This window comes from Rhodopseudomonas pseudopalustris (assembly GCF_900110435.1).
GTDB lineage: Bacteria > Pseudomonadota > Alphaproteobacteria > Rhizobiales > Xanthobacteraceae > Rhodopseudomonas > Rhodopseudomonas pseudopalustris.
The window spans coordinates 386,504-413,143 of sequence record NZ_FODT01000004.1 but is presented as its reverse complement, the minus strand read 5'-3'; the positions used below and the strand labels follow the sequence as shown (position 1 = coordinate 413,143).

Below are 26,640 nucleotides of genomic sequence, written 5' to 3'. Positions count from 1 at the left end.
CGACGGCCGCGGGCTTACTTCGCCGGCCTCAGCCCGAGCCGCCTGGCGACGATCTTGTCGACCCACCGCGGCGGCAGCTTGGTCGACAACCAGAACTGCAGCGGTCCGGGTGTGATGACGTCGTGCGCTTTCGGCGACGCCGAGGTCAGCCCATCGAACACGTGCTGCGCGATGGTCTCCGGCGGCAGGCCGCTTTCGTCCATCTGCGGCAGCATCGCGCGGATCTTCTGCAGCGCAGGGTAGAATGGCGAGTTCGCGAAGCGCGAGATGTCTTCCTGCTCGGCCTTGGCCCAGATCGGCGTCTTGACCGCGCCGGGCGCGATGATCACGACATCGATGCCGAACAGCATCATCTCGCGACGCAGCCCGTCCGACAGGCCGTTGAGCGCGTGCTTCGATGCCGAGTAAGCCGCCATCAGCGGATTGCCGAACTTCCCCGCGATCGACGACATCATGATGATCCGACCCGGCGGCCCGCGCAGCGTCGAATCGGTGCCGAGCAGCGGCGCGAACGCCTGCGTGGCAATGATCGGGCCGATCACATTGACCTCGAACTGCCGGCGGAAATCATCGGCCGACAGGTCCGTCACCGCACCCGACACCGCGATGCCGGCATTGTTGACCAGGCCCGCCAGCTTCTCACCGCCGAGCGCGGCGCGTACCTCTGCTGCCGCCGCGCGCACCGCGGCCTCGTCGGTGACATCGAACAGTAGCGGCGTGAAGGCGTCGCCGAACTGCTGCTTCAACCGATCCGCATCGGCCTGCTTGCGCACGCTGCCGAACACCCGAAAGCCGCGCTCCAGCAGCAGCTTCGCGGTGGCTTGGCCGATCCCGGTCGACGCCCCGGTGATAACAATGGATCGCATGGCAGGCTCCTTTGTGCACCGCAATCCTAGCACAAAACGAAACCGGACCGCGTTGCCGCGATCCGGTTTGTGAGTTGCCGTCATCCCGAGATGCGCACCTGTTCGGAACGCCGCGAAGGATGACCGAGCACAGCGCCTGCGGCCCATCCTTCGAGGCCGCCGCTTCGCGACGGCGCCTCAGGATGACGCCGGACCCGTCGCGTCGGCTCAGTTCTTCGTCTTGTCGACCAGCGCGCCCTTCTTGATCCAGGGCATCATCTCGCGGAGCTTGGCGCCGACTTCCTCGATCGGGTGCTGCGCCAGCTTGGCGCGGGTGGCCTTGAACGAGGTCTGGTTGACCTTGTTCTCGAGCATCCAGTTGCGGGTGAAGATGCCGTTCTGGATGTCGGCCAGAACCCGCTTCATCTCCGCCTTGGTCTCGGCGGTGACGATGCGCGGGCCGGTGACGTATTCGCCGTATTCCGCGGTGTTGGAGATCGAGTAGTTCATGTTGGCGATGCCGCCTTCATAGATCAGGTCGACGATCAGCTTCACTTCGTGCAGACACTCGAAATACGCCATCTCCGGCGCGTAGCCGGCTTCCACCAGCGTCTCGAAGCCGGCCTTGATCAGCTCGACCAGGCCGCCGCACAGCACGACCTGCTCGCCGAACAGGTCGGTCTCGCATTCTTCTTTGAACGAGGTCTCGATGATGCCGGCGCGACCGCCGCCGATCGCCGAGGCGTAGCTGAGGCCGAGGTCGTGCGCATTGCCCGACGAGTCCTTGTGGATCGCGATCAGCGAGGGCACGCCGCCGCCGCGCTGATACTCCGAACGCACGGTGTGGCCCGGGCCCTTCGGCGCGACCATCAGCACGTCGAGGTCTGCGCGCGGCTCGATCAGGTTGAAGTGGACGTTGAGGCCGTGGGCGAACAGCAGCGCCGCGCCCTGCTTCATGTTGTCGTGCAGGTGCTCGCGATAGATCTCGCCCTGCAACTCGTCCGGAGTCAGCATCATCATCACGTCGGCCCACTTCGCGGCCTCGGCGACTTCCATCACCTTGAACCCGGCGGCTTCCGCCTTCTTCGCGGTCGCCGAGCCCTTGCGCAGAGCGATCGCGACGTCCTTGACGCCGGAATCCTTCAGGTTCAGCGCATGGGCGTGGCCCTGGCTGCCATAGCCGACGATGACGACCTTCTTGCCCTTGATCAGGTTCAGATCGGCGTCGCGATCGTAGTAAACTCGCATCCTCGTTCCTCTCGTTCGGCGGCCCGTCCCGCCCCCTGCTATGGTGATCGGGCCACTCGCGGCCGACCGTGAAATTGCTGCCGGTTTCTAGGGCGCTAGGTGTCCTGAGACAAGCCCGCAGCAGTGTTTTGTGGCTGCGGCATGGCTGCCGCACTGCGAAGCGAGGGCTTCGACGACTTTCAGGCGGTCTCCGGCAGAGTCGGCCCGGCGCGGCCGTACAGCACTATGATGGCGAGGCCGGCGACCACGATCAGCATTCCGGCCCACGATAACGCATCCAAAACCGCGGAACGAAGCACGGCTCGACCTGTTGCCCCACAGCGCCGGCGTCGCCACCACGGCGGCCAGCCGATCGATTGGGAGGAAGAACCGTACCATGACCCTCATTCCGCATAACGCACTCATTGTCGTGGCAGACGGCGGCGGCGCGATCCTGCTTCGCAACGCCGGCAAACCCGGCGCCATCAGCTTGCGCGAGGAACGCCGGCTGGAGCCGAACAACCTCGACAATGACGGCCCGTCAGGATCGCGGCCTGGCGACCAGACCCAGAGCCAAACCGACGAGGCCACTTTCGCCAAGCAGCTCAGCAACGCCATCAACAAGATGAAGCTTGACGGCGAGTTCGAGAAGCTGGTGCTGATCGCGGACCCGCAGACGCTCGGTCAAATGCGTCCGATCCTGCACAAGACCGTCGAAGCCTCGCTGATCCGCTCGCTGGCGAAGGACCTCACCAACCACTCGTTCGACGACATCGCCGAGGCGATCGCGGTGTAGCGGCGGGCGATTACATCCCCTCGGCGCCGCGGCCGATCGCGGCGACGCCGGTGCGAACCACCTCGACCAGGCCTAGCGGGCGCATCAGTTCGATGAACTGGTTGATCTTGGTAGTGTTGCCGGTGATCTCGAACACGAAGCTCTCCGTCGACGCGTCGATCACGCGGGCGCGAAACGCTTCGGCAAGCCGAAGCGATTCGACCCGGTGGTCCCCGGTGCCGCGAAGCTTGACCATCGCCAGCTCGCGCTCGATCGCGCGTCCGGTCAGCGTCATGTCGACGACGCGATACACCGGGACCATGCGATCGAGCTGATGCTTGATCTGCTGGATCACCATCGGCGTGCCGGTGGTGACGATGGTGACGCGCGACAGGTGCTTCTGATTCTCGGTCTCCGAGACGGTGAGGCTCTCGATATTGTAGCCGCACCCCGAAAACAGCCCGATCACCCGCGCCAGAACGCCGGGCTCGTTTTGCACCAGCACAGACAGCGTGTGAGTCTCGTTGGGGTCGTGGCGCTCTTCCATGAAGTAGGCGGATGCGGGCTGGTTCATCTGAATTCCCTGTCGATCTTGGGTCCGGTTGCGTCGGACATTTCGGTTGCGCGCGGCGCCGCCTCATCCACTGCCGTCATCCCCGCGAAAGCGGGGATCCCGTATTCCAGAGCCTCGCCGTAACGACGCACGCTCTGGCATACTGGGTCGCCCGGTCAAGCCGGGCGATGACGGCGGCTGTGGGGCCGCCCCTGGTATCGATCACGTCACACCAGCGCCTTGCCGCCAGCGAAGGCGGCTGCGGTGGCTTCGTCGGTCGCTTCCGACGGCAGCAGCATTTCATTATGCGCCTTGCCGGACGGGATCATCGGGAAGCAGTTCTCGAGCGCTGCGACGCGGCAGTCGAACAGCACCGGCTTCTTCACCTTGATCATGTCCATGATCGCGCCGTCGAGATCGCCGGGCTTGGTCACCTGCATGCCGACGCCGCCATAAGCCTCGGCGAGCTTGACGAAGTCAGGCATCGCCTCGGTGTAGGAATGCGACAGCCGGTTGCCGTGCAAGAGCTGCTGCCACTGCCGCACCATCCCCATGTACTGGTTGTTGAGGATGAAGATCTTGATCGGCAGTTCGTACTGCACCGCCGTGGCCATCTCCTGCATCGTCATCTGCACCGAGGCGTCGCCGGCGATGTCGATCACCAGACTGTCCGGATGCGCGACCTGCACGCCGAGCGCGGCCGGCAGGCCGTAGCCCATGGTGCCGAGGCCGCCCGAGGTCATCCACCGCTTCGGCTGTTCGAAGCCGAAGAACTGCGCCGCCCACATCTGATGCTGGCCCACTTCGGTGGTGATGTAGGTGTCGCGGCCCCGCGTCGCCTCGTACAGCCGCTGGATCGCGTATTGCGGCATGATCAGGTCGTTGTTCTTCTTGTAGGCGAGCGAATTGCGCGCGCGCCAAGTCGCGACCTGCTGCCACCACGGCTTGATGTCGGGCTTCTTCGCCTCGGCCTTGAACATCGCGAGCAGATCGCCGAGCACGTTGGCGACGTCGCCGATGATCGGCACGTCGACGCGGATGTTCTTGTTGATCGACGACGGATCGATGTCGATGTGGATTTTCTTCGAGTTCGGCGAGAACGCGTCGGTGCGGCCGGTGATACGGTCGTCGAACCGCGCGCCGATGCACAGCATGACGTCGCAATCATGCATCGTCATATTGGCTTCGTAGGTGCCGTGCATCCCCAGCATTCCGAGCCAGTTCTTGCCGGACGCCGGATAGGCGCCGAGCCCCATCAAGGTCGAGGTGATCGGGAAGTCGGTGACCTCGACCAGTTCGCGGAGCAGCCTGCAGCCCTCGTCGCCGGAATTGACCACGCCGCCGCCGGAATAGATCACCGGCCGCTTCGCGCCGGCCAACAGCGCAACCGCCTTGCGGATCGCGGCGGGATCGCCCTTCACCTGCGGCGTGTAGGAAATATGCACGTCGGCCTTGCGCGGCGGATGATAGGTGCCGACCGCGAACTGAACGTCCTTCGGCACGTCGACCACCACCGGCCCCGGCCGTCCGGAGCTGGCGACGTAGAACGCCTCGTGCAGCACGCGGGCCAGATCCTTGATGTCCCGCACCAGCCAGTTGTGCTTGGTGCAAGGACGGGTGATGCCGACGGTGTCGCATTCCTGGAAGGCGTCGTTGCCGATCAGATGCGTCGGCACCTGGCCAGTGATGCACACCAGCGGGATCGAATCCATCAGCGCGTCGGCAAGCGGCGTCACCATGTTGGTTGCGCCGGGACCGGACGTCACCAGCACCACGCCGGGCTTGCCGGTCGAGCGCGCATAGCCCTCGGCGGCGTGGCCGGCGCCCTGCTCGTGGCGGACCAGGATGTGCTGCAACTGATCCTGCTGGAACAGCTCGTCATAGATCGGAAGGACCGAGCCGCCCGGATAGCCGAAAAGATGCTGCACGCCATGATCGATCATCGCGCGAACGATCATCGCGGCGCCGGTCATCTGGTTCGGATCGTGGCTCTTGGACTCGCTCATGTTGGGCTCCGGATGCGCCATCTGGCGCTCGACTGTCGGGTGGTTCGGGTCTCGGTTGTTTGGACGCTTAGCTTTCGGACAATAAAAAAGGGCCCTCGAAGGCCCTCAGCGCACCGTCCGTTCGCGGGATGGACTCTAGCCATCCCCGGCGGTGCGCCTGGGTACGATGACGAGAAGCAGATTGGAAATTTTGTTTCGCATAGATCGCTCGGGCTTCCCAAAGGTTGCGCGGGACCATACCGCTCAAACTTCCAATGTCAAGGCGGTGAAACGCCCTAAGGATCAGACCTTAGCCGGATTTCGGCACGGTCGCGAGCAGTAAATAGGTGCACTTGCTGCGCCGCAACGCCTCGCTCCGGCGCTTACGTCCCGAGCAGTCCGCTCTCGGCCTGTTCCGGCGTCACCCAGCGAAATTCAGGTAATTGGTGCCGGAACCAGGTGAATTGCCGCTTGGCATAGTGTCGCGTGTCGGCGGCGCCGATCGCGGCGGCCTCCTCTAATGACAGCTCCCCGCGAAAATGCCGGATCAGCGCCGGCACGCCGTGGGCCTTCATCGCCGGCAGCAGCGGGTCGAGGTTGCGTGCGGCCAGCGCCGCGACTTCCTCCAGCGCGCCCGCCTGCAGCATGGCCGCAAAGCGCGCGTCGATCCGCCCATACAGCGCCTCGCGCTCCGGCGCGAGAAACATGGCGACGAAGCCCTCCGGCGGCAGCAGCGGCGGCGACGCCTGATTATGCCAGTCGGCCAATGGCCGACCGGTGGCCAGGACGACTTCCAGCGCGCGGGCGATCCGGGAGCGGTCAGCCGGTGCAAGCCGCGCGGCTCCGGCGGGATCGTGCCGGGCCAGTTCGGCGTGCAGCGCCAGCACGCCGTCGCGGTCGAGCCGCAGCCGAACCGCGTCGCGCACCTCGGCAGCAACCGGCGGCACCGCCGAAAGCCCGCGGGTCAACGCCTTGAAATACAGCCCGGTGCCGCCGACAAAGATCGGCAACCGCCCGGCAGCGCGGGCTTCCTCCAGCGCGCCGGCGGCCGCCTCGACATAGGCGCCGGCGGAGAAATTCACCGCAGCGTCCACACTGCCGTACAGCCGATGCGCCGCCAGCGCCTCCTCTTCGGCCGTCGGGCGGGCAGTGATGATCCGAAGGTCGCGGTACATCTGCATCGAATCGGTGTTGATAACGACGCCGTCTCGCGCCTGCGCCAGCCGTAACGCGAGCGCCGACTTGCCGCTGGCGGTCGGCCCTGCGATAAGCACGGCCGCCGGCCCTTGCCCTGGCTGCCCCGGATCCGACCCGTTCATGTCGCTCGTCGCCACGCTCATCTGCAATCCGAACATTCCCGCGCTCGATTCCGCGGTGATCGAAGGCGCGCGCGCGGTGCTGCCGCAGCCGAACAAAGCGGTTTGGCTCCACAACGAGGTCGCCGCCGACATCACCTTCCGTAGCACCGAGGATGCGCTGGTCCTCGCGGACCGGCTGCGCGCCGCGCGGGGCGATCTGCCGATCGACGTCGTGGTGCAGCCTGAAGCCACGCGGCGCAAGAAGCTTTTTCTGGCCGACATGGATTCCACCATGATCGGCCAGGAGTGCATCGACGAGCTCGCCGATTTCGTCGGGCTGAAGGAGCATGTCGCCGCGATCACCGAGCGCGCGATGCGCGGCGAGATCGAGTTCGAACCGGCGCTGCGCGAGCGCGTCGCGCTGCTCGCCGGCCTGCCGCTCGACGTCATCGACAAGGTGCTCGACTCGCGGATCACGCTGAATTCCGGCGGCCGCGTTCTGGTGCAGACGATGCGGGCGCACGGCGCCTATACGTGCCTGGTCTCCGGCGGCTTCACCCAATTCACGCACGTTGTGGCCGAGCGGCTCGGCTTCGCCGAGCACCGCGCCAACGAACTGCTGACCGAGGGCGGCAAGCTCACCGGCAAGGTCGCCGAGCCGATCCTCGGCCGCGAAGCCAAGCTCGCGACGCTGCTGGAGCTGCGCGAAGCCGACGACCTCGATGCCATCGATACGCTGGCGATCGGCGACGGCGCCAACGATCTCGGCATGATCCAGGCCGCCGGCCTCGGCATCGCCTACCACGCCAAACCCGCCGTCGCAGCCTCGGCCCACGGCCGCATCGACCACGGCGACCTCACCGCGTTACTGTATGCGCAAGGCTACAAGCGCCTCGAATTCGTGGCTGATTGATCCGGCGTTGTCGCACCGCGTGGCGGCATGATGATGCGGCGCCGATACAAGAGGCGCCGAGGACGGGCTACGACATCAGCAGTTCGCGGCGATAGTGCTCGCGCACATCGGCCAGCATGACGCCGGACACGGTCATCATCGCATGGACGTGCAGCACGAACGCTTCCGGCGGTGAAAATACCTGCGCCCTCGCCAATTGCTCCAGCAGTTCTGCGGCTTCGCGGCCACCGCCCGCAATCTGCTCGCAGCGGAGCATCGTCGTCGTCGTCCGCCGCGGCATCAGCTCGGCGACGACGGCACCGAACGGGAGCGCGCCTTCGGCAAGCATTCGTCGGATCGCCACCGGCAGCCGCTGCGGCACGTACCAATTTTCGGCCTCGGACACGACCCGCTGACCCCATCTGAGCAAGACGCGGCGGCACTGAATCGTCTCGCCGGCGCAAGGCCGCAGCGGACCTTGGTATTCCCCCGGCTGCGCGACCCGGTCGCTGAGCAGCGTGACCGCCAGATCGTCTGCGCCGCGGCCATCGTAGCGCCGGCACCACGCGACGAGCGCAGCCGTGGCGGTGTCGTGGCCCTGTAGAAACTTCTCGAATTCGACGACGCTGGTCAACGACGTGGCTCTGAATGTGATGGGACTTCAACCGCCATTGAACGGACGGCGGCGGCACGGGTATCGCTATCGTCCCGCGCCGGGGATTTCGCCATTGACCTATTCTCCAACTCGGACATTAATCCTACTCACCTGTCCGTGAGGGCGCTTCGCGACGATGCTTGGGAAGCGGGACAGATCTGAACGCCGTTCGCGCAAACCAGATCGATCGCCTGCTGACGCAACGCAGCGCTCCCGGCCCCGCCGCCCCCCAAAGTCGACAATGGTCAATGCCACGTTAACGCAGGCGAACGCGATCGCGCCGAATTGCCAGTAAAAGCAGCGATTAGGTAGCCCGCAGCGCGGGTGCGTCAGCGAGCCGCGGCGCCAGACTTAACAATTTCTCAGCAACGGCCCCGCATAGTCGCGCCTTGAATAGAAAATCGCGTGAGTTTACGATAATGGCAGAAGCTGTTTCCGCTCCGGCGTTCGGCAAGATCATCTCGGTGCGCGGGTCGATGGCGCGCGCGGGCCTGTTGCCCGAAAAGCACCTGTCGCCTGCCGCAATCCGGGCCACGGTCGGCCGCTTCATCAGCATCCGTACGGCGAGTTCCACCATCATCGCGATCATCACCGAAGTATCGTGTGAAGACGTGGTCGGCGACCAGTACAGCGCCAGCGCCTCGGTCGATCTGCTCGGCGAAATCCTGCCCGGTCCGGCGCGCGCGAAGTTTCAGCGCGGCGTCACCAACTATCCGACGATCGGCGACGCGGTCGAAATGATCACCAGCGAAGACCTGCGCGTCGTTTATGCGCCGACCGGCTCCGACCAGATCAATGTCGGCACGCTGCAGCAGGACCCGTCGGTGATCGCCTATGTCGACATCGAGGAAATGCTGTCGAAGCACTTCGCGGTACTCGGCTCGACCGGCGTCGGCAAATCGACCGGTGTATCGCTGCTGCTCAACGAGATCCTGAAATCTCGGCCGGCCTTGCGCGTCTTCCTGCTCGACGTTCACAACGAGTACGGCCGTTGCTTCGGCGATCGCGCGCTGGTGCTCAACCCGCGCAACCTCAAGCTGCCGTTCTGGCTGTTCAACTTCGATGAAATCGTCGACGTGCTGTTCGCCGGCCGCCCGGGCGTTCCGGAAGAACTCGACGTCCTCGCCGAGGTGATCCCGATCGCGAAGGGCCTGTACGTGCAGTACACCAACGCCGACCGGATCGGGCTGAAGCGAATGGATCCGAAGTCGGTCGGCTATACCGCCGACACTCCGGTACCGTATCGGCTGGTCGATCTGATCTCGCTGATCGACGAGCGCATGGGCAAGCTCGAGAACCGCTCGTCGCGCATCATCTATCACAAGCTGATCTCGCGCATCGAGACCGTGCGCAACGACCCGCGCTACGCTTTCATGTTCGATAACGCCAATGTCGGCGGCGACACCATGGCGGAGGTGATCAGTCACCTGTTCCGGCTGCCCGCTAATGGTCGCCCGATGACGATCATGCAGCTCGCCGGCTTCCCGGCCGAGGTCGTCGACTCGGTGGTGTCGGTGCTGTGCCGGATGGCGTTCGATTTCGGGCTGTGGAGCGACGGCGTCTCGCCGCTGCTGTTCGTCTGCGAGGAAGCGCATCGCTACGCGGCCGCCGACCGTTCGATCGGTTTCGGCCCGACCCGCAAGGCGGTGTCGCGGATCGCCAAGGAAGGCCGCAAATACGGCGTCTATCTCGGCTTGGTGTCCCAGCGCCCGGCGGAACTCGACGCGACGATCCTGTCCCAGTGCAACACGCTGTTCGCGATGCGGCTCGCCAACGACCGCGACCAGTCGCTGCTGCGCTCGGCGGTGTCGGACGCTGCCGCCAATCTGTTGTCGTTCGTGCCTTCGCTCGGAACCCGCGAAGTGCTGGCGTTCGGCGAAGGCGTCGCGCTGCCGACCCGGCTGCGCTTCAAGGAAGTGCCAGTGCAGCAATTGCCGCGTTCGGAAGCGGCGATCTCGACCGTGCCGTCGGCGACCGCGGGCCACGACATGCATTTCGTCAGCGCGGTGCTGGAACGCTGGCGAGGCGCCACCTCGCATCGCGACATTCCGAACGATCCAGGCGTGGTCGAGCGGCCGCTGGCACGCACCATGGACGCTCCGATGCTGCAGCCCTCGCTCGGGCTCGATCCCGACCGTTTCTCGCTGCTGAAGAAGCCGCTGCGCTGAGCCGCCGACGATTGGGCAGGCGCTTTGCGCCGGCGTAATCATCGCTTAAGTTCGCGAGGCGCATGTCGCGCCTCGCGGAACCATCGATGACCTCTCCTGCAATCTCCCGCTTTGCAATTCCCTCGCTGGCCGAAATGCCCGACGACATCCGCACGCGCATTCTCGCCGTACAGGAAAAGTCCGGCTTCGTGCCGAACGTGTTTCTGGCGCTGGCCGCGCGGCCGGACGAGTTCCGTGCGTTTTTCGCCTATCACGACGCGCTGATGGAGAAGGACAGCGGCGTGTCGAAGGCCGAACGCGAGATGATCGTGGTCGCGACCTCGGCGGCCAATCAGTGCCAATATTGCGTGATCGCGCATGGCGCGATCCTGCGGATCCGGGCCAAGAATCCGCTGATCGCCGACCAGATCGCGGCCAACTATCGCAAGGCCGACATCACGCCGCGGCAAAGAGCGATGATCGACTTCGCGATGAAGGTCAGCCGCGAGGCCGAGGCCGTCGGCGACGCGGATTTCGATGCGCTGAAACGTCACAGCTTCAGTGAGGACGATATTTGGGACATCGCGGCGGTTGCCGCGTTCTTCGCTCTGTCCAACCGCATGGCCAACGTTACCGCCATGCGGCCCAACGACGAATTCTATCTGATGGGACGGCTGCCGAAGACATGACGCCGCCGATCGAACCGGGAGGTTGATGCGGTGCTGCCTTGGTCGGAGATTCTGTTGCGCCTTGGCGCCGCCGCGTTCGCCGGCGGGTTGATTGGGCTCAATCGCGATCTCCAGGGCAAGCCGATCGGGATGCGCACGCTGGCGCTGGTCGGCGTGGCCTCGGCGCTGCTGGTCGCGCTCGCCGACCAGAGCGCCGACCTTGCCCACGTTTCCGACGCGACCAGCCGCGTGATCCAGGGCATCCTCACCGGGATCGGCTTTCTCGGCGCCGGCGTGATCGTTCACACCGGCGGCCATCAGGACGTGCACGGCCTGACCACCGCGGCCTGCACCTGGCTGACAGCCTGTATCGGCATCGCCTGCGGCGCCGGCCAATGGCCGGGCGTCCTGGCCGCAATGGTGATCACGCTCGCCGTGCTGACCGGCGGCCACCGGCTGGAGGGCCTGCTACATCGCCTGCTCGGCGGCAAGGATTCCGCCAACGGCAAATCTGAGGAGAAGTCGGATCACAAGACTGAGAAGCACGACGCCGAAAACAAGGGGGTTGCCGCGGCGGAAGATTGACGCCGGCGCGGTTCGGTCGCCGACGCCAGCGGCGGATCGGCAATCGAACATATTGAGAAGGCTGCACAGCCCGCAGGCCGAGCCGTCGGTTCCGTCGCGTTGTGGAGTTGGCCTCACGCCCGGCATCGACTAGGATAGATTGCGCGATCAATCCGCCGTCTTGGGCCGGCAGCCATGAAAAACCACAGCCTCCCCCTCCCCGGCGATGAAGACCACCGCGTCTTGCAGTTCCAACCGCGCATCCCGCCCTCCCGGGCGCTGGCGGCCCATGGTCGACAGCTTCCGCCGGTTCAGACCGATTTGTCTCGCTACGAACACGGCGGCGACGAATCGCCTGACGATTTCAGCCACCGGATGCTGACCAACATCGCCGGCCTGGTCGTCACCATTGTGCTGACGGCGATCGGTTTTTGGCTGGCCACGAGCATCGCCGACCTTCGCAAGACACAGGATTGCGTGTTGATGGGCCGGCGCGACTGCGCAAACATCGCTATCCTGCCGGGCTGATTTCCTGCAACCTGCGAAAGGTGGCCAAAGCTGAGCCAAAAGGCGGTTGGTCCCCCCGCCATTGAACTCCGGGCAGCGCTCCGATATACGGGCATCCACCTGTCGTCACGACCACGGTCGCGCCCGGCGCGGACGGCCATTTCCGACAAACTTTCAAAGGCTTAATGATGACTTCCACATTCGATCGGGTGGCCACCATCATCGCGGAAACCTGCGACATCCCGCGCGATACCATCACCCCGGAGAGCCACGCGATCGATGATCTGGGAATCGACAGCCTGGATTTTCTCGACATCGCCTTCGCGATCGACAAGGCGTTCGGTATCAAGTTGCCGCTGGAGAAATGGACCCAGGAGGTCAATGACGGCAAGGCGACCACCGAGCAGTATTTCGTGCTGAGCAACCTCGCCGCGCGCATCGACGAATTGGTCGCCGCCAAGGGCGCATAGCGTGGCGGTCGAGAGCCCGCCCGCGCCATGAACCTCGAATATTTCCATCTGATTGATCGGATCGCCGACCTTCGTCTCGAGCAGCGCAGCATCACGGTCGAAGCGCGGGTGCCCGAAAAGAGCACCATCTTCGAGGGTCACTTTCCCGGCTATCCTTTGATGCCGGGCGTGCTGCTGATCGAGACGATGGCGCAGACCTCAGGCTGGTTGCTGATCGCGCTGATGCAATTCCAGCGTATGCCGTTCCTGGCTGCGGTCAAGGAAGCCAAGATGCGCAGCTTCGTCACGCCGGGCGAGACGCTGTCGGTCGAGGCATCGGTGATCCATGAGGGTTCGGGCTACACCATGACCGAAGCGAAGATCAAAAGCGGCGGCAAGCTGGCGTGCAACGCGACGCTGACCTTCCGCCATGTGCCCTTCCCCAACCCGGATTTACGCGGGCACATGGAAGCGATGGCCAAGCAGATCGGATTTCCGGAGCAGATGATCACCCATGACTGAGACGGAAATGGCTGACACGGAAACACAACGCAAACAACCGGCGGAAGCCTGGATCACCGGCATCGGCCTCGCGACGTCGCTGACCGAAGGCCTCGACGCGCATTGGGATGCGCTGGCGCAGCGCCGGGTCAACGCCGACGCGACGAGCTTTGCGCCCTACATCGTGCATCCGCTGGCGCCGCTCAGCTTCGATCAGCAGATCCCCAAGAAGGGCGATCAGCGCCAGATGGAAGCCTGGCAGCGGATCGGCACCTATGCGGCAGGCCTCGCGCTGGATTCGGCGGGCATCAAGGGCAACACCGAAATCCTGTCCCGGACCGACATGATCGTCGCGGCCGGCGGCGGCGAACGCGACCTCGCGGTCGACTCCGCTGTGTTGAACTCCGAGGCCCAGGGCGACTCTCCGCCCGGCGCGCTGAACGACCGGCTGATGAACGATCTGCGGCCGACGCTGTTTCTGGCCCAGCTCTCCAATCTGCTCGCGGGCAATATCGCCATCGTGCACGGCGTCACCGGCTCGTCTCGCACCTTCATGGGCGAAGAAGAATCCGGCGTCGACGCCGCCCGAATTGCGTTGGCGCGCATCGCCGCCGGACAGAGCGACATCGCGCTGATCGGGGCGGCGCAGAACGGCGAGCGCAAAGACCTGCTGATGCTCTACGAGTTCGGCGATTTCAATCTCAAGGACAACTACGCGCCGGTGTTTGCGCGCGGCCCGAAGGGCGGCTTTGCGCTCGGCTCCGGCGGTGCCTTTCTGGTAATCGAATCGAAGGCGCATGCGCAGGCGCGCGGCGCAAAGCCGTTTGCGCGGCTGACCAATGTCGTCGCCGACATGTCGCGCCGGCGCGCGCCGGGCGATATCACCATGTCGATGGACAAGCTCTGGGCGCAACTCGGCCCGCTGCACGACAACACTGCGATCATCACCGGCGCGACCGGCGCTGAGCCCGCGACGGCGGAGGAAGCCGCGTTCCTGCGCGCCCATCCCGATCATCCGGTGCGCGCCACGGGGACAGCGTTCGGCCACGTCATGGAAGCGCAGTTTCCGCTCGGCATCGCGCTCGCGGCGTTGTCGCTGTCGCGCGGCGCGCTGTTTCCTCCGAACGATCCGAGCGGGTTGGAGATTGAAACGGCGAAAGCCCCGGACCAGATTGTGGTGATCGGCGCCGGCCATTGGCGCGGCGAAGGCATGGCGCTGGTCGAGGCCATTCGGTGAGTTCGACCGACCGAGCGAGGGGAACGCGATGACCGCGATGCACGACAAATTCGGCAGGCCGATCGTGGTCGTCACCGGCATGGGCGTGGTGACCTCGCTCGGCGCCGGCAAGACCGACAACTGGACCAAGCTGACCGCCGGCGAATCCGGCATCCGCACCATCACGCGGTTTCCGATCGACGGGCTGAAAACCACGATGGCCGGCACCGTCGACTTCGTCCCGGTCGAGCCGTTCTCCTCCACCGTGCTCGGCGAGAAGCTCGCCGACATCGCCACCGAGGAGGCGATCGCGCAGGCCGGCATCGGCCACAAGGGCGACTTCCCCGGCCCGCTGTTTCTCGCCGTGGCTCCGGTCGAACTCGAATGGCTGCCACGGCAGGAGCTGGCGCGCGCCACCGGCGCCAACACCGCGATCGACTACGACGCGCTGCTCCGCGTCAGCGGCGGCGGACGGTTCACGCACTATCACCACCGCTTCCAGTTCGGCTCGGTCGCCGATCATCTCGCCGAAACGTTCGGCACCAAGGGCTCGCCGATTTCGCTGTCGACCGCCTGCGCCTCGGGCGCGAGCGCGATCCAGCTCGGCGTCGAAGCGATCCGCCGCGGCGAGGCCGACGCCGCTTTGTGCGTCGCCACCGATGGCTCGGTCAACGCCGAGGCGCTGATCCGGTTCTCGCTGCTGTCGGCGCTGTCGACCCAGAACGACCCGCCGCAGGCCTCGGCCAAGCCGTTCGCCAAGAACCGCGACGGCTTCGTGATGGCGGAAGGCGCCGGCGCGCTGGTGCTGGAAAGCTACCAATCCGCGGTGGCGCGCGGCGCGGCGATTCTCGGCGTCGTCGCCGGTTGCGGCGAACTCGCCGACTCGTTCCACCGCACCCGCTCGAGCCCGGATGGCAAGCCGATCATCGGCTGCATCAAGAAGACGCTGGCCGACGCCGGCCTTGGCGTCGAGCAGATCGACTACATCAACGCCCATGGCACCGGGACGCCCGAGAACGACAAGATGGAGTATCTCGGCATCTCCAGCATGTTCGGCGAACGCGCGTCCACCATTCCGGTGTCGTCCAACAAATCGATGGTCGGCCACACGCTGTCCGCCGCCGGCGCGGTCGAAGCGATCTTCTCGCTGCTCACGCTCGAGCATCAGCGGATTCCGCCGACCATCAACTACGACGTGCCCGACCCGGCAATTCCGCTCGACGTGGTGCCGAATAAGGCGCGCGACGCCCGCGTCACCGCCGTGATGTCGAACTCGTTCGGGTTCGGCGGCCAGAACGCTTCCCTGATCCTGACGCGCGAGCCGGTCTAGCCGCGCCAGGACGCAACCGCTTCGGACACGATTCATGCGCGCGCTCACTCTCGTTGCCGATCGCGATCTCGCGGTCTCCGATCTGCCGCCGCCCCCGCCGCCTGCGGCCGGCGAGGTGCAGATCCGCGTCGCCGCGGTCGCGCTCAACCACATCGACGTCTGGGGCTATCGCGGCATGGCCTTCGTCAAGCGCAAGCTGCCGATCGTGGTTGGCGCAGAAGCGTCGGGCACGATCGAGGCGGTCGGCGACGGCGTGACCCGATTCACGCCCGGCCAGAAGGTCGTGATGTACGGCGCGCTGACCTGCGGCCACTGCAAGGCGTGCCTCGAAGGCCGCGATAATTTCTGCGAGAATGTCGGCGGACTGATCGGCTTCCACGTCGACGGCTTCGCGCGCGAACTGATGAACATCCCTGCTCGGCTGGTGATTCCGGTCCCGGACGGCGTGAGCCTGCGCGACGCCGCCTGCGCGCCGATCGCGTTCTCCACCGTGCAGCACATGCTGTTCGACAACGCCAAGCTGCAGCCGGGAGAGACCATTCTGGTGCACGCCGGCGGCTCCGGCATCGGCACCGTCGCGATCATGATGGCGAAAGCGATCGGCTGCACCGTGATCACCACGGTCGGCGACGACAGCAAGATCGAAGGCGTCAAGAAGCTCGGCGCGGACTACGTCATCAACTATCGAAACGACCGCTTCGAGCACGAGACGCGAAAGATCACCAAGAAGAAGGGCGTCGACGTCGTATTCGAACACGTCGGCGCCGACACGTTCAACGGCTCGCTGCTGGTGATGAAGCGCGGCGGTCGCCTCGTGACCTGCGGCTCGACCTCCGGCCCGACCGCGACCATCAACCTGATGCAGCTGTTCCAGCAGCAGTACCGCATCTTCGGCTCGTTCGGCGCGACGATGACGAACATCGCCGAAAGCCTCGACAAGATGGCGGCCGGGATGCTGCCGGTGATCGACACGGAAGTATCGCTCGACGACGTCGGCGCCGCGCTGAAACGGATGGAAAGCCGCCAGGTGTTCGGCAAGATCATCGTTCACTTCTGATGAAATTGCATCTGCTCCGCGCCAAGCTGCGTGCGCAACGCGCAGCCAAGACCGCGCTCGGAAATGTCGCCGGTTCGGCGGCGATCGGCGCGTTGCATCTGGCGCGGAAATTCGACCCGACAAAGACCGCCGACTTCTTCGGCGCCCTGGTGCGCAAGCTCGGTCCGCGATTGCCCGAGCAGCGCATCGGCCGCGCCAATCTCACCGCCGCCTTTCCGGAGAAGTCAGCGGAAGAGATCGAAGCCATCCTCGCCGGCGTCTGGGACAATCTCGGCCGCTCCGGCGCGGAGTTCGCGCATCTGGATTCGGTCTGGGACTACGACCCCGAGCATCCGGAGCGCAGCCGGATCGAAGTGACTCCACGCTCGCTCGAATTGTTCGAGCAGCTCCGCACCGACGGCAAGCCGGCGCTGATCTTCGCCAGCCATCTCGGCAATTGGGAGCTGCCCGCCGTCGCCGCCGTCGCGCACGGGCTCGACACCGCGGTGCTGTATCGCAGGCCGAACATCAAGGCCGCGGATCGCATCGTCGAGGACATCCGCTCGGTCAAGATGGGCCAGCTGGTCGCCGCCGGCGGCACCGCGCCGTTCAAGCTGGCGCAGGCTCTCCAGGAGGGCAAACACGTCGGCATGCTGGTCGACCAGCATTACACCAGGGGCGTCGACGTCACCTTCTTCGGCCGCACCTGCAAGGCCAACCCGATGCTGGCGCGGCTGCTGCGCCAGATCGACTGCCCGCTGCACGGTGCCCGCGTCATCCGCCTGCCCGGCCACCGCTTCCGCGCCGAACTCACCGAGGAAATCCCGCCGGTCCGCAATGCGAACGGCGAGATCGATATCCAGGGCACGATGCAGGCGGTGACGTCGGTGATCGAAGGCTGGATTCGCGAGACGCCCGAGCAGTGGTTGTGGCTGCATCGAAGGTGGCGGTGAGAGGCGTTTTCGTGAGCGCTTCGATGTCACGACCACGGTCGAGAAGCCTACATCCTAAAGTCCTGGACTGCCCCATGCCGTGGAGATCGGCCCATGCGAGTCCAGTCCAATCCGCCAATACAGCGGACGGTGCTCGTGCTGAACGAAATAAAGGTCTGCGCCTCCCACGCGCGGGGTGACGAATTCCAGGCGGGCATTGTGCTGGCGAGCGCGCGAGGTAGTCCGAAGACTGAATTTGCATACCGAGAACGGCACTCGGCGACAGATCGCAAGCCATCCCCAGATCGGGCTGCTTGCTCGAATTAGGATCGAGGCCGAGACTACGTCAGCGGCGCAACTCGTGTGCGCTGGGAAACGCTCGGGCAGCTCATGTCCGACGATCGCACCAGACAGCTGTCGACTTGACCCACAGGTGTATTGATCTCACACTGAAACTATAACGAGTTCGGCAAGGGACGAGGCCCGACATGGAGCTTCCACGGCGTGCCCGCGGTGACGAATTGCTGGTCCCCGGGAAGATGACGGCCTTGCGAGAGCGGCTGCGACATCTTCCCGGAAAGCCGGACCTCGCGACGGTGATCGTCAGCGCCTTCGACCACAGAACCCGTGTCCTCCCCTTCATTCTTGCCGATACGCGCATGGCCCCCGGCGGCGTGCGGGCGATCGGTTCAGCGCTTGTGGATGTCGGCTTCGACAAGACGCGGATTGTCCTGCAGCAGTGGAACCGTAGTTTCAGTCCGCTGCACATGCGCCTCGATGGCCGCATCCCGGACCTCTTCATGATTTCGAGCATGCATCTGCATTCGGCGGAATGCGACCGGCTGATCCGGGAGGTTTGCCGGATCGAGCCGGACAAGCGTCCGCTGATCATGGTGGGCGGTCCGCGGATCCGGTACGAACCCTGGCACGCCTTCGGTGCTGACCCGAACGAGAATTGGGCCGCGGACGTCGCCGTCACCGGCGAGGAGTATGTTTTTCTCGAACTGCTGGAAGTGCTGCTGTCGATGCGGGCGGCCGGCGAATCGATGCGATCGGCATTCGCGCGCGCGCGTGACAGCGGCGCACTCGATGAAATTCCGGGGATCGTTTACGCGCGCAGAGCGCCGCGCGGCGGACCGATCGAGGAGTTGGTCGACACCGGCGTCCAGCGCCTGCTCGGCGATCTCGATGAATTACCGGACTCGGTCCACGGTTACAAACTGCTAGAGCCGCCCAGCAACCAAATGACGCTGGCGAGCCAAGCGTTGCCCGCCAATCGTGTGAGAAAGTACAGCCCGATCGCCGGAATCGTCATGACGGCCGGCTGCAAGTTTCGTTGTTCGTACTGTCCGATACCCGCCTACAACCAATCGCAGTTTCGGGCCAAGAGCGGCGAGCGCATCGCGGAAGAAATCGGGCAGATCGCCGAGACCTTCGGCCTCTATCACTTCTTCGGCGCCGACGACAATTTCTTCAACAACACCAAACGCGCGCTCGATATCGCGGGAACCTTGGCCCGCAAGGCCCGGGCCGGCAGGCCGCACTGCAAGGTCCGCCTCGGAACCGAAGTCACCGTGCACGACACGGTCGGCATACGCGATCACCTGCCGCTGATCCGCGACGCCGGATTTGCAGCGGTGTGGCTCGGCGTGGAGGACATGACGGCGACGCTGGTCAAGAAGGCGCAGGACAAGGACAAGACCGAACTCGCTTTCCGATTGCTGCGGGAAAACAACATTCTGCCGATGCCCATGATGATGCATCACGACAGCCAGCCGCTGGTGACCTGGAAATCGAACTACGGTCTTCTCAACCAGATCAGGTTGCTGCGAAAGGCAGGATCGATCACCACGCAAGTGATGATGCTGACGCCGGCGCCCGGATCCAAATGGTACGAGAACGTGTTCGATTCAGGGATGGCTTTCAGCAAGGCTGGCGACGTCGCGGTGGAGCCGCACATCATGGACGGCAACTACGTCGTTGCCTCGAAACATCCCCGCCCTTGGATCAAGCAGGTCAATCTGCTGATCGCCTACACCTATTTCTTCAATCCTGTTCGCCTGCTGGCCGCATTGATGTTCTCGAAATCGGCAGGGGTGTTCTCGAGCGCGGAAACCAGGCCCGCGGATGAGGTCAAGGATTTCTCTGCCGCCAAAAAGATGCGCCGCCGCGCCGAGCTCAGAGTGCGGGCCCATCTGATCGATGCCGGCGCCCAGATCTACGGCATGATCGGACTTTTCCAAACTTACCGCCGCACGGCCGGATGGGCATGGCGACTGTTTCGCGACGATATCGGGAGATACGACCGGGTGCCCGTCAGTCCGATTCCGATGCGTGGTGTCGGCGACAAGCCTTCCGATCACGCTCTTCCCGGGACGATCAATCTGAGCGCTCCCGGAAAGCCTGCCGTTCGCGAAGCATCTGCGCCGGACCTGGCGGGGACCCTTACCCACTGACCAAAGGCGGCTTCACCGTCCCGTCTTCACCCGCGTCCACAGCCGGTTGATCGATCGCTGGATTGCCGGATCGCGCGCCGTGATCACGAACAGCCGCGCCTGCATCGCCTCGTCAGGATAGATCGTCTTGTCGCTCAGCACGCGGGCATTGACGAATTCCTGGCTGGCCTTGTTGCCGTTAGCGTAGGACAGGAAGTCGGAATTGCGCGCAGCGATGTCCGGGCGATACAGGAAGTTGATCAGCTCGTGCGCCTCAGCAACGTTTTTGGCGTCGGCCGGGATCACCAGATTGTCGAAGAACATCTGCGCGCCCTCCTTCGGGATCGCATAGCGGATATCAACACCGTTCTTGGCCTCCGCCGCACGCGACTGCGCCTGCTTGATGTCGCCGGACCAGCCGACCACGAGGCAAATCTCGCCGGTGGCGAGCGCGTTGAGGTATTCGGACGAGTGAAACTTGCGGACTGACGGCCGCACCTTGGCGACGACGTCGGCGGCCTTCTCCAGATCGGGCTGCTTGGTCGAGTTGGGGTCGAGGCCGAGATGGGTCAGCGCCGCCGGCAGAATGTCGTCCGCCGAGTCCAGCATCTGGACGCCGCAATCCTTGAGCTTCGCCAGATTCTCAGGCTTGAAAACGATGTCCCAGCTGTCGATCACCGCATCGGGACCGAAAATCTTCTTCACCGCCGCGACGTTGTAGCCGATCCCGGTAGTGCCCCACATGTAGTTCGCGGCGTATTGATTGCCGGGATCGTACAGCGCGAGCTTCTTCGTCACCACGTCCCAGGCGTTCTTCAAGTTCGGCAGCTTGGACGCATCCAGCTTCTGGAACACCTTCGCGCCGATCTGGCGTTGCAGGAAATAGGCGGTCGGCACCACGACGTCGTAGCCGGACTTTCCGGCAAGAAGCTTGGCTTCCAGCGTCTCGTTGCCGTCGAAGGTGTCGTAGACCACCTTGATTCCGGTCTCGCGCGTGAACTCTTCCAGCACGCCCGGGGCGACATAGTTCGACCAGTTGTAGAAATTGACCACGCGTTCCTGCGCCAGCGCCGGCGCGTTCAGACCCGCGATCAACACGATCGCCGCGCCTCCCAAGCGCAGCCGCCGGTAGCAATTTTCCCGCATCGTCGAAAGCCCTAGCGCCCGTGCACTGCGACCGACAGACGCTCGAGGGCAGTGTCGAGCGTCTGGTCGTTTTTGGCGAAACAAAACCGTACCACCGAAGTGACCGGTTCTTCCTCATAGAACGCCGACACCGGAATCGCAGCCACCTTGTAGTCTTTGACGATCCGCTTGCAGAATGCCTCATCGGTCTCGTTGAGACCGAGCGGCGCAAGGTCGACGGTGAGAAAGTATGTACCCTGCGATTTGATCACAGGAAAGCCGATGCTGGCCAACCCCTGCGCCAGCCGGTCACGGCTTCGGGCGAGATCCTTGCGCATTGCGAGGAAGTAGTCATCGCACTTACCAAGGCCGTAGGCCACAGCGACCTGCAGATTTGGTGCCGTCGTGAAAGCGAGAAACTGGTGCACCTTGGCCGCTACCCGCAACAGCGGCGGCGCGGCGCAGACAAAGCCGACTTTCCAGCCGGTCAGCGAGAAAATCTTGCCTGCCGAGCCGATCTTGATGGTGCGTTCTCGCATGCCCTCGATCGAGATCAGCGGGATATGACCGAGGCCATCGAAGGTGACGTGCTCCCAGACCTCGTCGCAGATCGCGACGGCGTCGTACTCCTGACAGAAACGCGCCAGCAGTTCGAGATCCTCACGCGGATAGACCACCGCTGCGGGATTGAGCGGGTTGTTAAAGACGATGGCCTTCGTCTTGTGATTGAAGACCTCGCGCAATGCTTCCTCGGTCACCCGCCAATGCGGCGGTTCGAGCCGGACCAACCGCGGAATGCCGCCGGCCTGCCGGATGATCGGTAGATAAGAATCGTAGACCGGTTGAAACACGATGACTTCGTCGCCCGGCGAGACCACCGACAGGATCGCGCTCGCCAGCGCCTCGGTCGCGCCCGAGGTGACCATCACTTCGGTCATCGGATCCAGATTGACGCCGTGCCAATGCCCGTAATGGGTCGCGATCGCCTGCCTCAGCTCGGGGATCCCCATCATCGAAGGATATTGATTATAGCCGTTGAGCACCGCGTCCGCGGCAGCGCGACGGATATCCTCCGGCCCCGGATCGTCCGGGAACCCTTGTCCGAGATTGATGGCATTGTTGTCGCGCGCAAGCTGCGACATCGCCTCGAAAACGGTGACGGGCAGATCGGCGAAGACCCTGTTCATCGTCCGATCAGTGGCCCGATTTGGTCGGCAGGCCCGCCGCTTTCCAACCGAGGATGCCGCCGGCAAGGTGCTTGTTGTAGGCGAGTCCCGCGGCCTGCGCCGCCTGCGAGGCGGTGACCGAACGCTTGCCGGAGCGGCAGGCGAACACGACCTGCTTGCCGGCCGGATCGGGGATCAGCTTGGGGTCGAAGCCCGACAGCGGAACCACCACGGCGTCCGGATAGGCTTCCGCAGCCACTTCATTCGGCTCGCGGACATCGACCAGCAGGTAACGTCCCTCGGCAATTCCCTGGGCGACATCCTGCGGCGTCAAATCTTCAACCTGGCCTACCACTTTCGAATCTCCCGCGATTGCACTGTCCGGACCCAATTGCGCAACAACGAGGACGAAGCTCGGCCATTGCGCCGCCAAAGTCGCGCCTAAGGCGAGGAAAATCAAGCTTTGGAAACGGGTTGCGGTCATGTCTGCTGGATCGTCCTCCAGCGGCCGGATTGCATCGTCCATTGGTCGAACGCGGGCGGGCAAATCGTAACATTAGGCCGGACCACAACAAGGCGGTCGGCGCGTAGTCCGGATCGCAGGTCAGACCATGGCCGAGCCAGGACCGGGCGCGGCGGTCGCTTCTTCGAGCGGTCGATCAACTCAGTCCCGGCCTTGGATTTAGGGCTTGAGGCCCGGCGGCAATGCCGGGCTCTCGCGCATCAGCGTGATGGTCACCCGCCGATTTGCGGCGATCGAGGGATCTTCCGGAAACAGCGGCTGGGTGTCCGCCTTTCCGGTCACAGCGAAGATATGTGAAACCGGCAGGCCTTCCCGTTCGAGAATCTGCCGTACCACGTTGGCGCGATCGGCGGACAGGTCGAAACCGTTATAGTCGCTCCGCTGCGACACCGATCCCGCCGATGTGTGCCCGACGATGCTGACCCGCAACGGCGTCGCGCGGAGCGGCGCTGCTAGTCGCTGTAGCAACAGCCGCGTACGCTCGAACGGCGCCTTGGAGCCGTCAGCGAACATCGCCCGCCCGTCCTGGTCCATGATCTCGAGGTTGAGTCCCTGCTTGGTCTCTTCGAACATCACGTTCTTGGACAGTTCGGAAATCTCCGGCAAGTCCTGCAGCGCTTGCCGCAGCGATGCGGAGGCCAACGCGAATTCACGTTCCTCCTTAGTGTTGACCCCCTCGTCGCGGGTCACTTCGCCAGGCGCGGGCTTACTGGTCGACAATTCCGGATTGACGTGTTCGGTGTTCTTGACCTTGCCGCGGGTCGGCAGACCGTCGTTCTCGATGATGCCTGAGTAGCGCGAGTCGTTTTGTACGCCGAACGCTTCACGCATCGAGCCCGCGACGATTTTGAGCTTGTCTTTGTCCTGGGTGGAGAAAGCGACGAGCATCACGAAGAACGCGAGAAGCAGCGCCATCAAGTCGGCGAAGGTCACGAACCAGCCGTGACCGCCGTGTGCTTCCTCACGCTTCTTCTTGGCCATGGCTCGCTTTCCGGGCTACCCTCGCCCCGACTAAGCCGGAACGCTTTCGCCCTCTTCGTGGCGATGCTTCTCGGGCAGATAGGCGAGCAGCATTTCCCTGACCAGCGTCGGACTCTTCGAGTCGCGGATCATCAGGATCCCGTCGATGATCAACGTGCGGTTGGTTTCCTCATCGACCAGCTTGCCGTGAAGCTTGTCGGCGATCGGCAGACAGATCAGGTTGGCCACGACGGCGCCGTACAGCGTCGCCAGCAGCGCAACCGCCATGAACGGGCCGAGCTTCGAGGGGTCCGACATGTTTGAGAACATTTGCACCATGCCGAGCAGCGTACCGATCATGCCGAACGCCGGCGCGCAGTCGCCGATCGCGCGATAGATCTTCGAGCCTTCGTTGAGGTGCAGCAGGAAATTGTCGCGATCGCGTTCGAGATTGTCGCGGATGAATTCGAGGTCGTAGCCATCGGCGACGTAGCGGATGCCCTTGGCCAGGAACGGCTCGTCGGTCTCCACTTTCTCGAGGCCGACCGGACCAGATTTGCGGGCGATCTCCGCAATCCGAGCCAGTTCGTCGACCAGGTCGCGCGCCGAAAGACTGCTCATGGTGAAGGCGAACTTTGCGCCGAGCGGCAGGCCGTGCAACATCGCCGACAACGGAAAGCGGATCAGGGTCGCCGCGAACGAGCCACCGAAAATAATAATCACCGCGTGGATGTCATAGAACATCCCGAAATTGCCGCCCATCAGAATGAGCGTCGACACGACGATAACGCCCGCGACCAGGCCGATAAGTGTGGCGATATCCATCTTGTACTCCGACACGCGCACACGCGCGCCAGCCCGCGCTGGCGGCGGCGCAACTCATTCTGCGCTGCGCGGATTGACCGTAAGCAGCCGCCATTAAAGACGCGTAAAGGTTAAACGGCCGGTGCGAGGGAAAAGCCGTGCTAACCGCTCCCTGAATTAGAACCGACAGGGAGATAGGCGCTCGGCAGCGAAGCGCGGTGTGGCGCGTCAACTTTTTGATAACTATTTGGGGGCGACCAGGTACTTATACTTAGTGAATCTCCCCGGACCGGATCATCGCCTCGCGCAACCGCTGCAACGAAAAAGACGGATCGCGCGCGATCTCCAGGATCGGCACTTCCCGCCGCCCGCATAGTTCGGCCGCTGCCGGCAACTCCTCCGCGAGGTGATGCGGGATCACGATCGCTCCGTGGCTGTCGGCGTGGATCAGGTCGCCGTCCCGCACCGTCATGCCGGCGACACGGATCTCGGCGGCAAAGCCGGTGACGTGGACGTGGGCGTGCGACGGTCCGAGCGAGCCGGCAAGCGCCTGGAATCCAGGCGCCCATTGCGGGACGTCGCGGATCGAACCGTCGGTCACCACGCCAACGCAGCCGAGCGCCTTATGGACCGCACTGTTGACCTCGCCCCAGAACGCGCCGAAGCCGGCGTCGGGTCCGTCGATGTCCTGGATCACGCTGATGCGCGGGCCGTGGCCGGAGCCGACATATTCGTAATACGCCATGCGCCTCGCCTGTTGCTCGGCCGCCGGCAGGTCGGAGGCGACCGTTGCGCGGATGGTCGCCGTGCGGGCGTAACCGACGATCGGCGGCAGTTGCGGAAACGGACAAATCAGCGGGCGGGTGGTGAAGCCGATGGCGCGGCGCTCGGGCGCGACGATCTCCATCGCATTGCAGATGGTCGGGGTGTCATAGCGCGCCAGAGCTTCCAGAACGGCTGCAGGCAGCGCTTCGGTTTTGGGCTGAGACACGGGTTTCCTCCAGCGTCCCCGGACCCGGCCGTCTCATCGCGGAGGCCGTTCAGACCGAGCTAACGCACCCGCCTATAGCGAATTTCATGGAGCGCCCCAAGGGCACACGTTCAAACCGCCTGCAGACCTGCGTTAGCTGACACGCAGAAATGTTCAGTTCAACCGCGTGGGCCGATCGTCCTGCTGCGGCGGTTCCGGGACCACCAGCGTCGGATTGTTGCCGGGGGCTGCAGCGACAGGAGCCACCTGCGTGGCGGCATTGCGCTGATGATCGCGATAGGATCGCCAGCCGAGCGGCAGGCTGAGCAGATACAGCACCGAGCACGCCGACAGGATGTGCCACGGATAGCCGATCAGCAACGCGATAAACAGCACCACCGAGACGAACAGCGGAAGCACCATCTCGGGCGCCACCCTCATCCTCACGGTCTTGCCGGAGAACACCGGCAGCCGCGACACCATCAGGAAGGCGATCAGCAACGTATAAATCGCGGTCAGAACCGCGGGCGGCGTCGGCGCGCCGAGGAACGCCATGTACACCGGCAGCAGCACCGTGATGGCCCCCGCGGGGGCCGGAACGCCGGTGAAGAAATTTGCTGCGAATGCGGGCTTGTTCGGGTCGTCCATCGTGGCGTTGAAGCGCGCCAGCCGCAGGCCGCCGCTGATCGCAAAGATCATCGCCGCGATCCATCCGACATTGTTGAGGTCGTTCAGCTGCCAGAAATACAGAATCAGACCCGGCGCCACACCGAAATTGACGAAATCGGCGAGGCTGTCGAGTTCGGCTCCGAATTTCGACTGGCCCTTGATCATCCGGGCGACGCGGCCGTCGATGCCGTCCAAAACCGCGGCGAAGACGATCGCCGCGACCGCGAGCTCCATCCGGCCTTCCGTCGACAGCCGGATCGCCGTCAAGCCGGCGCAGATCGCCAGCAGGGTGATGACATTCGGCACCAGCATTCGCACCGGAATCGGACCGAATCGGCGGCGCGGCATTTCGGGAGGTTTCTGGTCGAATTGCATTGGCATCGCCCTGATCTAGCAACCCTCAGCCTG

At 64.4% G+C, this 26,640-nt stretch carries 26 protein-coding genes; 13 read left to right on the top strand and 13 right to left on the bottom strand.

What is annotated here, in order from left to right; translation table 11 throughout:
- Positions 1 to 14: 14 nt before the first annotated feature.
- Together BMY71_RS10785 and ilvC are read right to left on the bottom strand one after the other, a co-directional pair.
- On the bottom strand, positions 15 to 866 hold the full coding sequence (locus tag BMY71_RS10785) for an SDR family NAD(P)-dependent oxidoreductase (protein WP_092683605.1): 852 nt from the start codon (positions 864 to 866) through the stop codon (positions 15 to 17).
- A 207-nt stretch (positions 867 to 1,073) separates the two neighbouring features.
- Positions 1,074 to 2,093, bottom strand: coding sequence for a ketol-acid reductoisomerase (gene ilvC / locus BMY71_RS10780; protein WP_011502519.1), 1,020 nt, complete (start codon positions 2,091 to 2,093; stop codon positions 1,074 to 1,076).
- Positions 2,094 to 2,469: 376 nt separating this feature from the next.
- Between ilvC and BMY71_RS10775 the strand changes: the two genes are divergently transcribed.
- The gene (locus tag BMY71_RS10775) at positions 2,470 to 2,868 is read left to right on the top strand and encodes a host attachment family protein (protein ID WP_011502518.1); all 399 of its coding nucleotides are present in this window, start codon (positions 2,470 to 2,472) and stop codon (positions 2,866 to 2,868) included.
- A 10-nt stretch (positions 2,869 to 2,878) separates the two neighbouring features.
- Here the strand turns inward: BMY71_RS10775 and ilvN are convergent, their stop codons facing one another.
- From ilvN to miaA, 3 genes are all read right to left on the bottom strand, one after another.
- Positions 2,879 to 3,421: an acetolactate synthase small subunit gene (ilvN, locus tag BMY71_RS10770; protein ID WP_092683603.1), complete on the bottom strand. Its 543-nt coding sequence runs from the start codon at positions 3,419 to 3,421 to the stop codon at positions 2,879 to 2,881.
- Between the two features lie 206 nt (positions 3,422 to 3,627).
- Complete coding sequence (locus BMY71_RS10765; RefSeq protein ID WP_011502515.1) at positions 3,628 to 5,406, bottom strand: acetolactate synthase 3 large subunit; 1,779 nt, start codon at positions 5,404 to 5,406, stop codon at positions 3,628 to 3,630.
- 362 nt (positions 5,407 to 5,768) lie between these two features.
- Positions 5,769 to 6,704, bottom strand: a complete 936-nt coding sequence (gene miaA / locus BMY71_RS10760; protein WP_092683601.1) for a tRNA (adenosine(37)-N6)-dimethylallyltransferase MiaA — start codon at positions 6,702 to 6,704, stop codon at positions 5,769 to 5,771.
- Here miaA and serB point away from each other — a divergent pair.
- On the top strand, positions 6,703 to 7,596 hold the full coding sequence (gene serB, locus BMY71_RS10755; RefSeq protein ID WP_092683599.1) for a phosphoserine phosphatase SerB: 894 nt from the start codon (positions 6,703 to 6,705) through the stop codon (positions 7,594 to 7,596). The two genes, miaA and serB, sit on opposite strands and share 2 nt — an antisense overlap.
- Positions 7,597 to 7,663: 67 nt before the next feature.
- Here serB and BMY71_RS10750 read toward each other — a convergent pair whose 3' ends face one another.
- Positions 7,664 to 8,209, bottom strand: a complete 546-nt coding sequence (locus BMY71_RS10750; RefSeq protein WP_011502512.1) for a hypothetical protein — start codon at positions 8,207 to 8,209, stop codon at positions 7,664 to 7,666.
- A 440-nt stretch (positions 8,210 to 8,649) separates the two neighbouring features.
- Between BMY71_RS10750 and BMY71_RS10745 the strand changes: the two genes are divergently transcribed.
- From BMY71_RS10745 to BMY71_RS10690, 11 genes are all read left to right on the top strand, one after another.
- Positions 8,650 to 10,398, top strand: coding sequence for an ATP-binding protein (locus BMY71_RS10745; RefSeq protein ID WP_011502511.1), 1,749 nt, complete (start codon positions 8,650 to 8,652; stop codon positions 10,396 to 10,398).
- Between the two features lie 86 nt (positions 10,399 to 10,484).
- Positions 10,485 to 11,066, top strand: a complete 582-nt coding sequence (locus tag BMY71_RS10740) for a peroxidase-related enzyme (protein ID WP_041805873.1) — start codon at positions 10,485 to 10,487, stop codon at positions 11,064 to 11,066.
- Between the two features lie 30 nt (positions 11,067 to 11,096).
- Positions 11,097 to 11,630: an MgtC/SapB family protein gene (locus BMY71_RS10735; protein ID WP_175557648.1), complete on the top strand. Its 534-nt coding sequence runs from the start codon at positions 11,097 to 11,099 to the stop codon at positions 11,628 to 11,630.
- A 174-nt stretch (positions 11,631 to 11,804) separates the two neighbouring features.
- The gene (locus BMY71_RS10730; RefSeq protein WP_092683596.1) at positions 11,805 to 12,137 is read left to right on the top strand and encodes a hypothetical protein; all 333 of its coding nucleotides are present in this window, start codon (positions 11,805 to 11,807) and stop codon (positions 12,135 to 12,137) included.
- Positions 12,138 to 12,304: 167 nt separating this feature from the next.
- Positions 12,305 to 12,586 carry an acyl carrier protein gene (locus tag BMY71_RS10725; RefSeq protein ID WP_011442233.1) on the top strand — a complete coding sequence of 94 codons (282 nt, stop codon included), beginning with the start codon at positions 12,305 to 12,307 and terminating at the stop codon, positions 12,584 to 12,586.
- Between the two features lie 27 nt (positions 12,587 to 12,613).
- Entirely contained in the window at positions 12,614 to 13,087 is a 474-nt protein-coding gene (locus BMY71_RS10720) for a 3-hydroxyacyl-ACP dehydratase FabZ family protein (RefSeq protein ID WP_011502507.1), read from the top strand.
- A 7-nt stretch (positions 13,088 to 13,094) separates the two neighbouring features.
- Positions 13,095 to 14,303, top strand: a complete 1,209-nt coding sequence (locus BMY71_RS10715) for a beta-ketoacyl-ACP synthase (RefSeq protein ID WP_041805256.1) — start codon at positions 13,095 to 13,097, stop codon at positions 14,301 to 14,303.
- Positions 14,304 to 14,331: 28 nt separating this feature from the next.
- Positions 14,332 to 15,612, top strand: coding sequence for a beta-ketoacyl-ACP synthase (locus BMY71_RS10710; protein WP_092683594.1), 1,281 nt, complete (start codon positions 14,332 to 14,334; stop codon positions 15,610 to 15,612).
- Between the two features lie 34 nt (positions 15,613 to 15,646).
- The gene (locus tag BMY71_RS10705; RefSeq protein ID WP_011502504.1) at positions 15,647 to 16,669 is read left to right on the top strand and encodes a zinc-binding dehydrogenase; all 1,023 of its coding nucleotides are present in this window, start codon (positions 15,647 to 15,649) and stop codon (positions 16,667 to 16,669) included.
- Positions 16,669 to 17,601 carry a lipid A biosynthesis lauroyl acyltransferase gene (locus BMY71_RS10700; protein WP_011502503.1) on the top strand — a complete coding sequence of 311 codons (933 nt, stop codon included), beginning with the start codon at positions 16,669 to 16,671 and terminating at the stop codon, positions 17,599 to 17,601. Before BMY71_RS10705 ends, BMY71_RS10700 begins: the two co-directional genes overlap by 1 nt.
- Before the next feature lie 575 nt (positions 17,602 to 18,176).
- Positions 18,177 to 20,036 (top strand): B12-binding domain-containing radical SAM protein, encoded by a 1,860-nt coding sequence (locus BMY71_RS10690; protein WP_244526024.1) that lies wholly within the window; start codon positions 18,177 to 18,179, stop codon positions 20,034 to 20,036.
- A gap of 12 nt (positions 20,037 to 20,048) precedes the next feature.
- Here the strand turns inward: BMY71_RS10690 and BMY71_RS10685 are convergent, their stop codons facing one another.
- The 7 genes from BMY71_RS10685 to pssA form a co-directional block, all read right to left on the bottom strand.
- Positions 20,049 to 21,161, bottom strand: a complete 1,113-nt coding sequence (locus tag BMY71_RS10685) for a polyamine ABC transporter substrate-binding protein (RefSeq protein ID WP_011502500.1) — start codon at positions 21,159 to 21,161, stop codon at positions 20,049 to 20,051.
- Between the two features lie 11 nt (positions 21,162 to 21,172).
- Positions 21,173 to 22,327, bottom strand: coding sequence for an aminotransferase (locus BMY71_RS10680; RefSeq protein WP_011502499.1), 1,155 nt, complete (start codon positions 22,325 to 22,327; stop codon positions 21,173 to 21,175).
- A gap of 7 nt (positions 22,328 to 22,334) precedes the next feature.
- Positions 22,335 to 22,661 carry a rhodanese-like domain-containing protein gene (locus BMY71_RS10675; protein WP_011502498.1) on the bottom strand — a complete coding sequence of 109 codons (327 nt, stop codon included), beginning with the start codon at positions 22,659 to 22,661 and terminating at the stop codon, positions 22,335 to 22,337.
- A 327-nt stretch (positions 22,662 to 22,988) separates the two neighbouring features.
- Entirely contained in the window at positions 22,989 to 23,810 is an 822-nt protein-coding gene (locus BMY71_RS10670; RefSeq protein WP_011502497.1) for an OmpA/MotB family protein, read from the bottom strand.
- A gap of 30 nt (positions 23,811 to 23,840) precedes the next feature.
- Positions 23,841 to 24,614: a motility protein A gene (locus BMY71_RS10665; RefSeq protein WP_011502496.1), complete on the bottom strand. Its 774-nt coding sequence runs from the start codon at positions 24,612 to 24,614 to the stop codon at positions 23,841 to 23,843.
- Between the two features lie 250 nt (positions 24,615 to 24,864).
- Positions 24,865 to 25,584 (bottom strand): RraA family protein, encoded by a 720-nt coding sequence (locus BMY71_RS10660; protein ID WP_092683588.1) that lies wholly within the window; start codon positions 25,582 to 25,584, stop codon positions 24,865 to 24,867.
- Positions 25,585 to 25,737: 153 nt separating this feature from the next.
- Positions 25,738 to 26,607: a CDP-diacylglycerol--serine O-phosphatidyltransferase gene (pssA, locus tag BMY71_RS10655; RefSeq protein ID WP_011502494.1), complete on the bottom strand. Its 870-nt coding sequence runs from the start codon at positions 26,605 to 26,607 to the stop codon at positions 25,738 to 25,740.
- Positions 26,608 to 26,640 lie beyond the last annotated feature (33 nt).

Coding starts and splice junctions, on each gene's coding strand:
- BMY71_RS10740 (WP_041805873.1), top strand. CDS start 10,485: ATGACCTCTCCTGCAATCTCCCGCTTTGCAATTCCCTCGCTGGCCGAA.
- BMY71_RS10685 (WP_011502500.1), bottom strand. CDS start 21,161: ATGCGGGAAAATTGCTACCGGCGGCTGCGCTTGGGAGGCGCGGCGATC.
- BMY71_RS10775 (WP_011502518.1), top strand. CDS start 2,470: ATGACCCTCATTCCGCATAACGCACTCATTGTCGTGGCAGACGGCGGC.
- serB (WP_092683599.1), top strand. CDS start 6,703: ATGTCGCTCGTCGCCACGCTCATCTGCAATCCGAACATTCCCGCGCTC.
- BMY71_RS10785 (WP_092683605.1), bottom strand. CDS start 866: ATGCGATCCATTGTTATCACCGGGGCGTCGACCGGGATCGGCCAAGCC.
- BMY71_RS10730 (WP_092683596.1), top strand. CDS start 11,805: ATGAAAAACCACAGCCTCCCCCTCCCCGGCGATGAAGACCACCGCGTC.
- BMY71_RS10710 (WP_092683594.1), top strand. CDS start 14,332: ATGACCGCGATGCACGACAAATTCGGCAGGCCGATCGTGGTCGTCACC.
- BMY71_RS10715 (WP_041805256.1), top strand. CDS start 13,095: ATGGCTGACACGGAAACACAACGCAAACAACCGGCGGAAGCCTGGATC.
- BMY71_RS10700 (WP_011502503.1), top strand. CDS start 16,669: ATGAAATTGCATCTGCTCCGCGCCAAGCTGCGTGCGCAACGCGCAGCC.
- BMY71_RS10765 (WP_011502515.1), bottom strand. CDS start 5,406: ATGAGCGAGTCCAAGAGCCACGATCCGAACCAGATGACCGGCGCCGCG.
- BMY71_RS10725 (WP_011442233.1), top strand. CDS start 12,305: ATGACTTCCACATTCGATCGGGTGGCCACCATCATCGCGGAAACCTGC.
- BMY71_RS10745 (WP_011502511.1), top strand. CDS start 8,650: ATGGCAGAAGCTGTTTCCGCTCCGGCGTTCGGCAAGATCATCTCGGTG.
- BMY71_RS10720 (WP_011502507.1), top strand. CDS start 12,614: ATGAACCTCGAATATTTCCATCTGATTGATCGGATCGCCGACCTTCGT.
- BMY71_RS10680 (WP_011502499.1), bottom strand. CDS start 22,327: ATGAACAGGGTCTTCGCCGATCTGCCCGTCACCGTTTTCGAGGCGATG.
- pssA (WP_011502494.1), bottom strand. CDS start 26,607: ATGCAATTCGACCAGAAACCTCCCGAAATGCCGCGCCGCCGATTCGGT.
- ilvC (WP_011502519.1), bottom strand. CDS start 2,093: ATGCGAGTTTACTACGATCGCGACGCCGATCTGAACCTGATCAAGGGC.
- miaA (WP_092683601.1), bottom strand. CDS start 6,704: ATGAACGGGTCGGATCCGGGGCAGCCAGGGCAAGGGCCGGCGGCCGTG.
- ilvN (WP_092683603.1), bottom strand. CDS start 3,421: ATGAACCAGCCCGCATCCGCCTACTTCATGGAAGAGCGCCACGACCCC.
- BMY71_RS10670 (WP_011502497.1), bottom strand. CDS start 23,810: ATGGCCAAGAAGAAGCGTGAGGAAGCACACGGCGGTCACGGCTGGTTC.
- BMY71_RS10665 (WP_011502496.1), bottom strand. CDS start 24,614: ATGGATATCGCCACACTTATCGGCCTGGTCGCGGGCGTTATCGTCGTG.
- BMY71_RS10705 (WP_011502504.1), top strand. CDS start 15,647: ATGCGCGCGCTCACTCTCGTTGCCGATCGCGATCTCGCGGTCTCCGAT.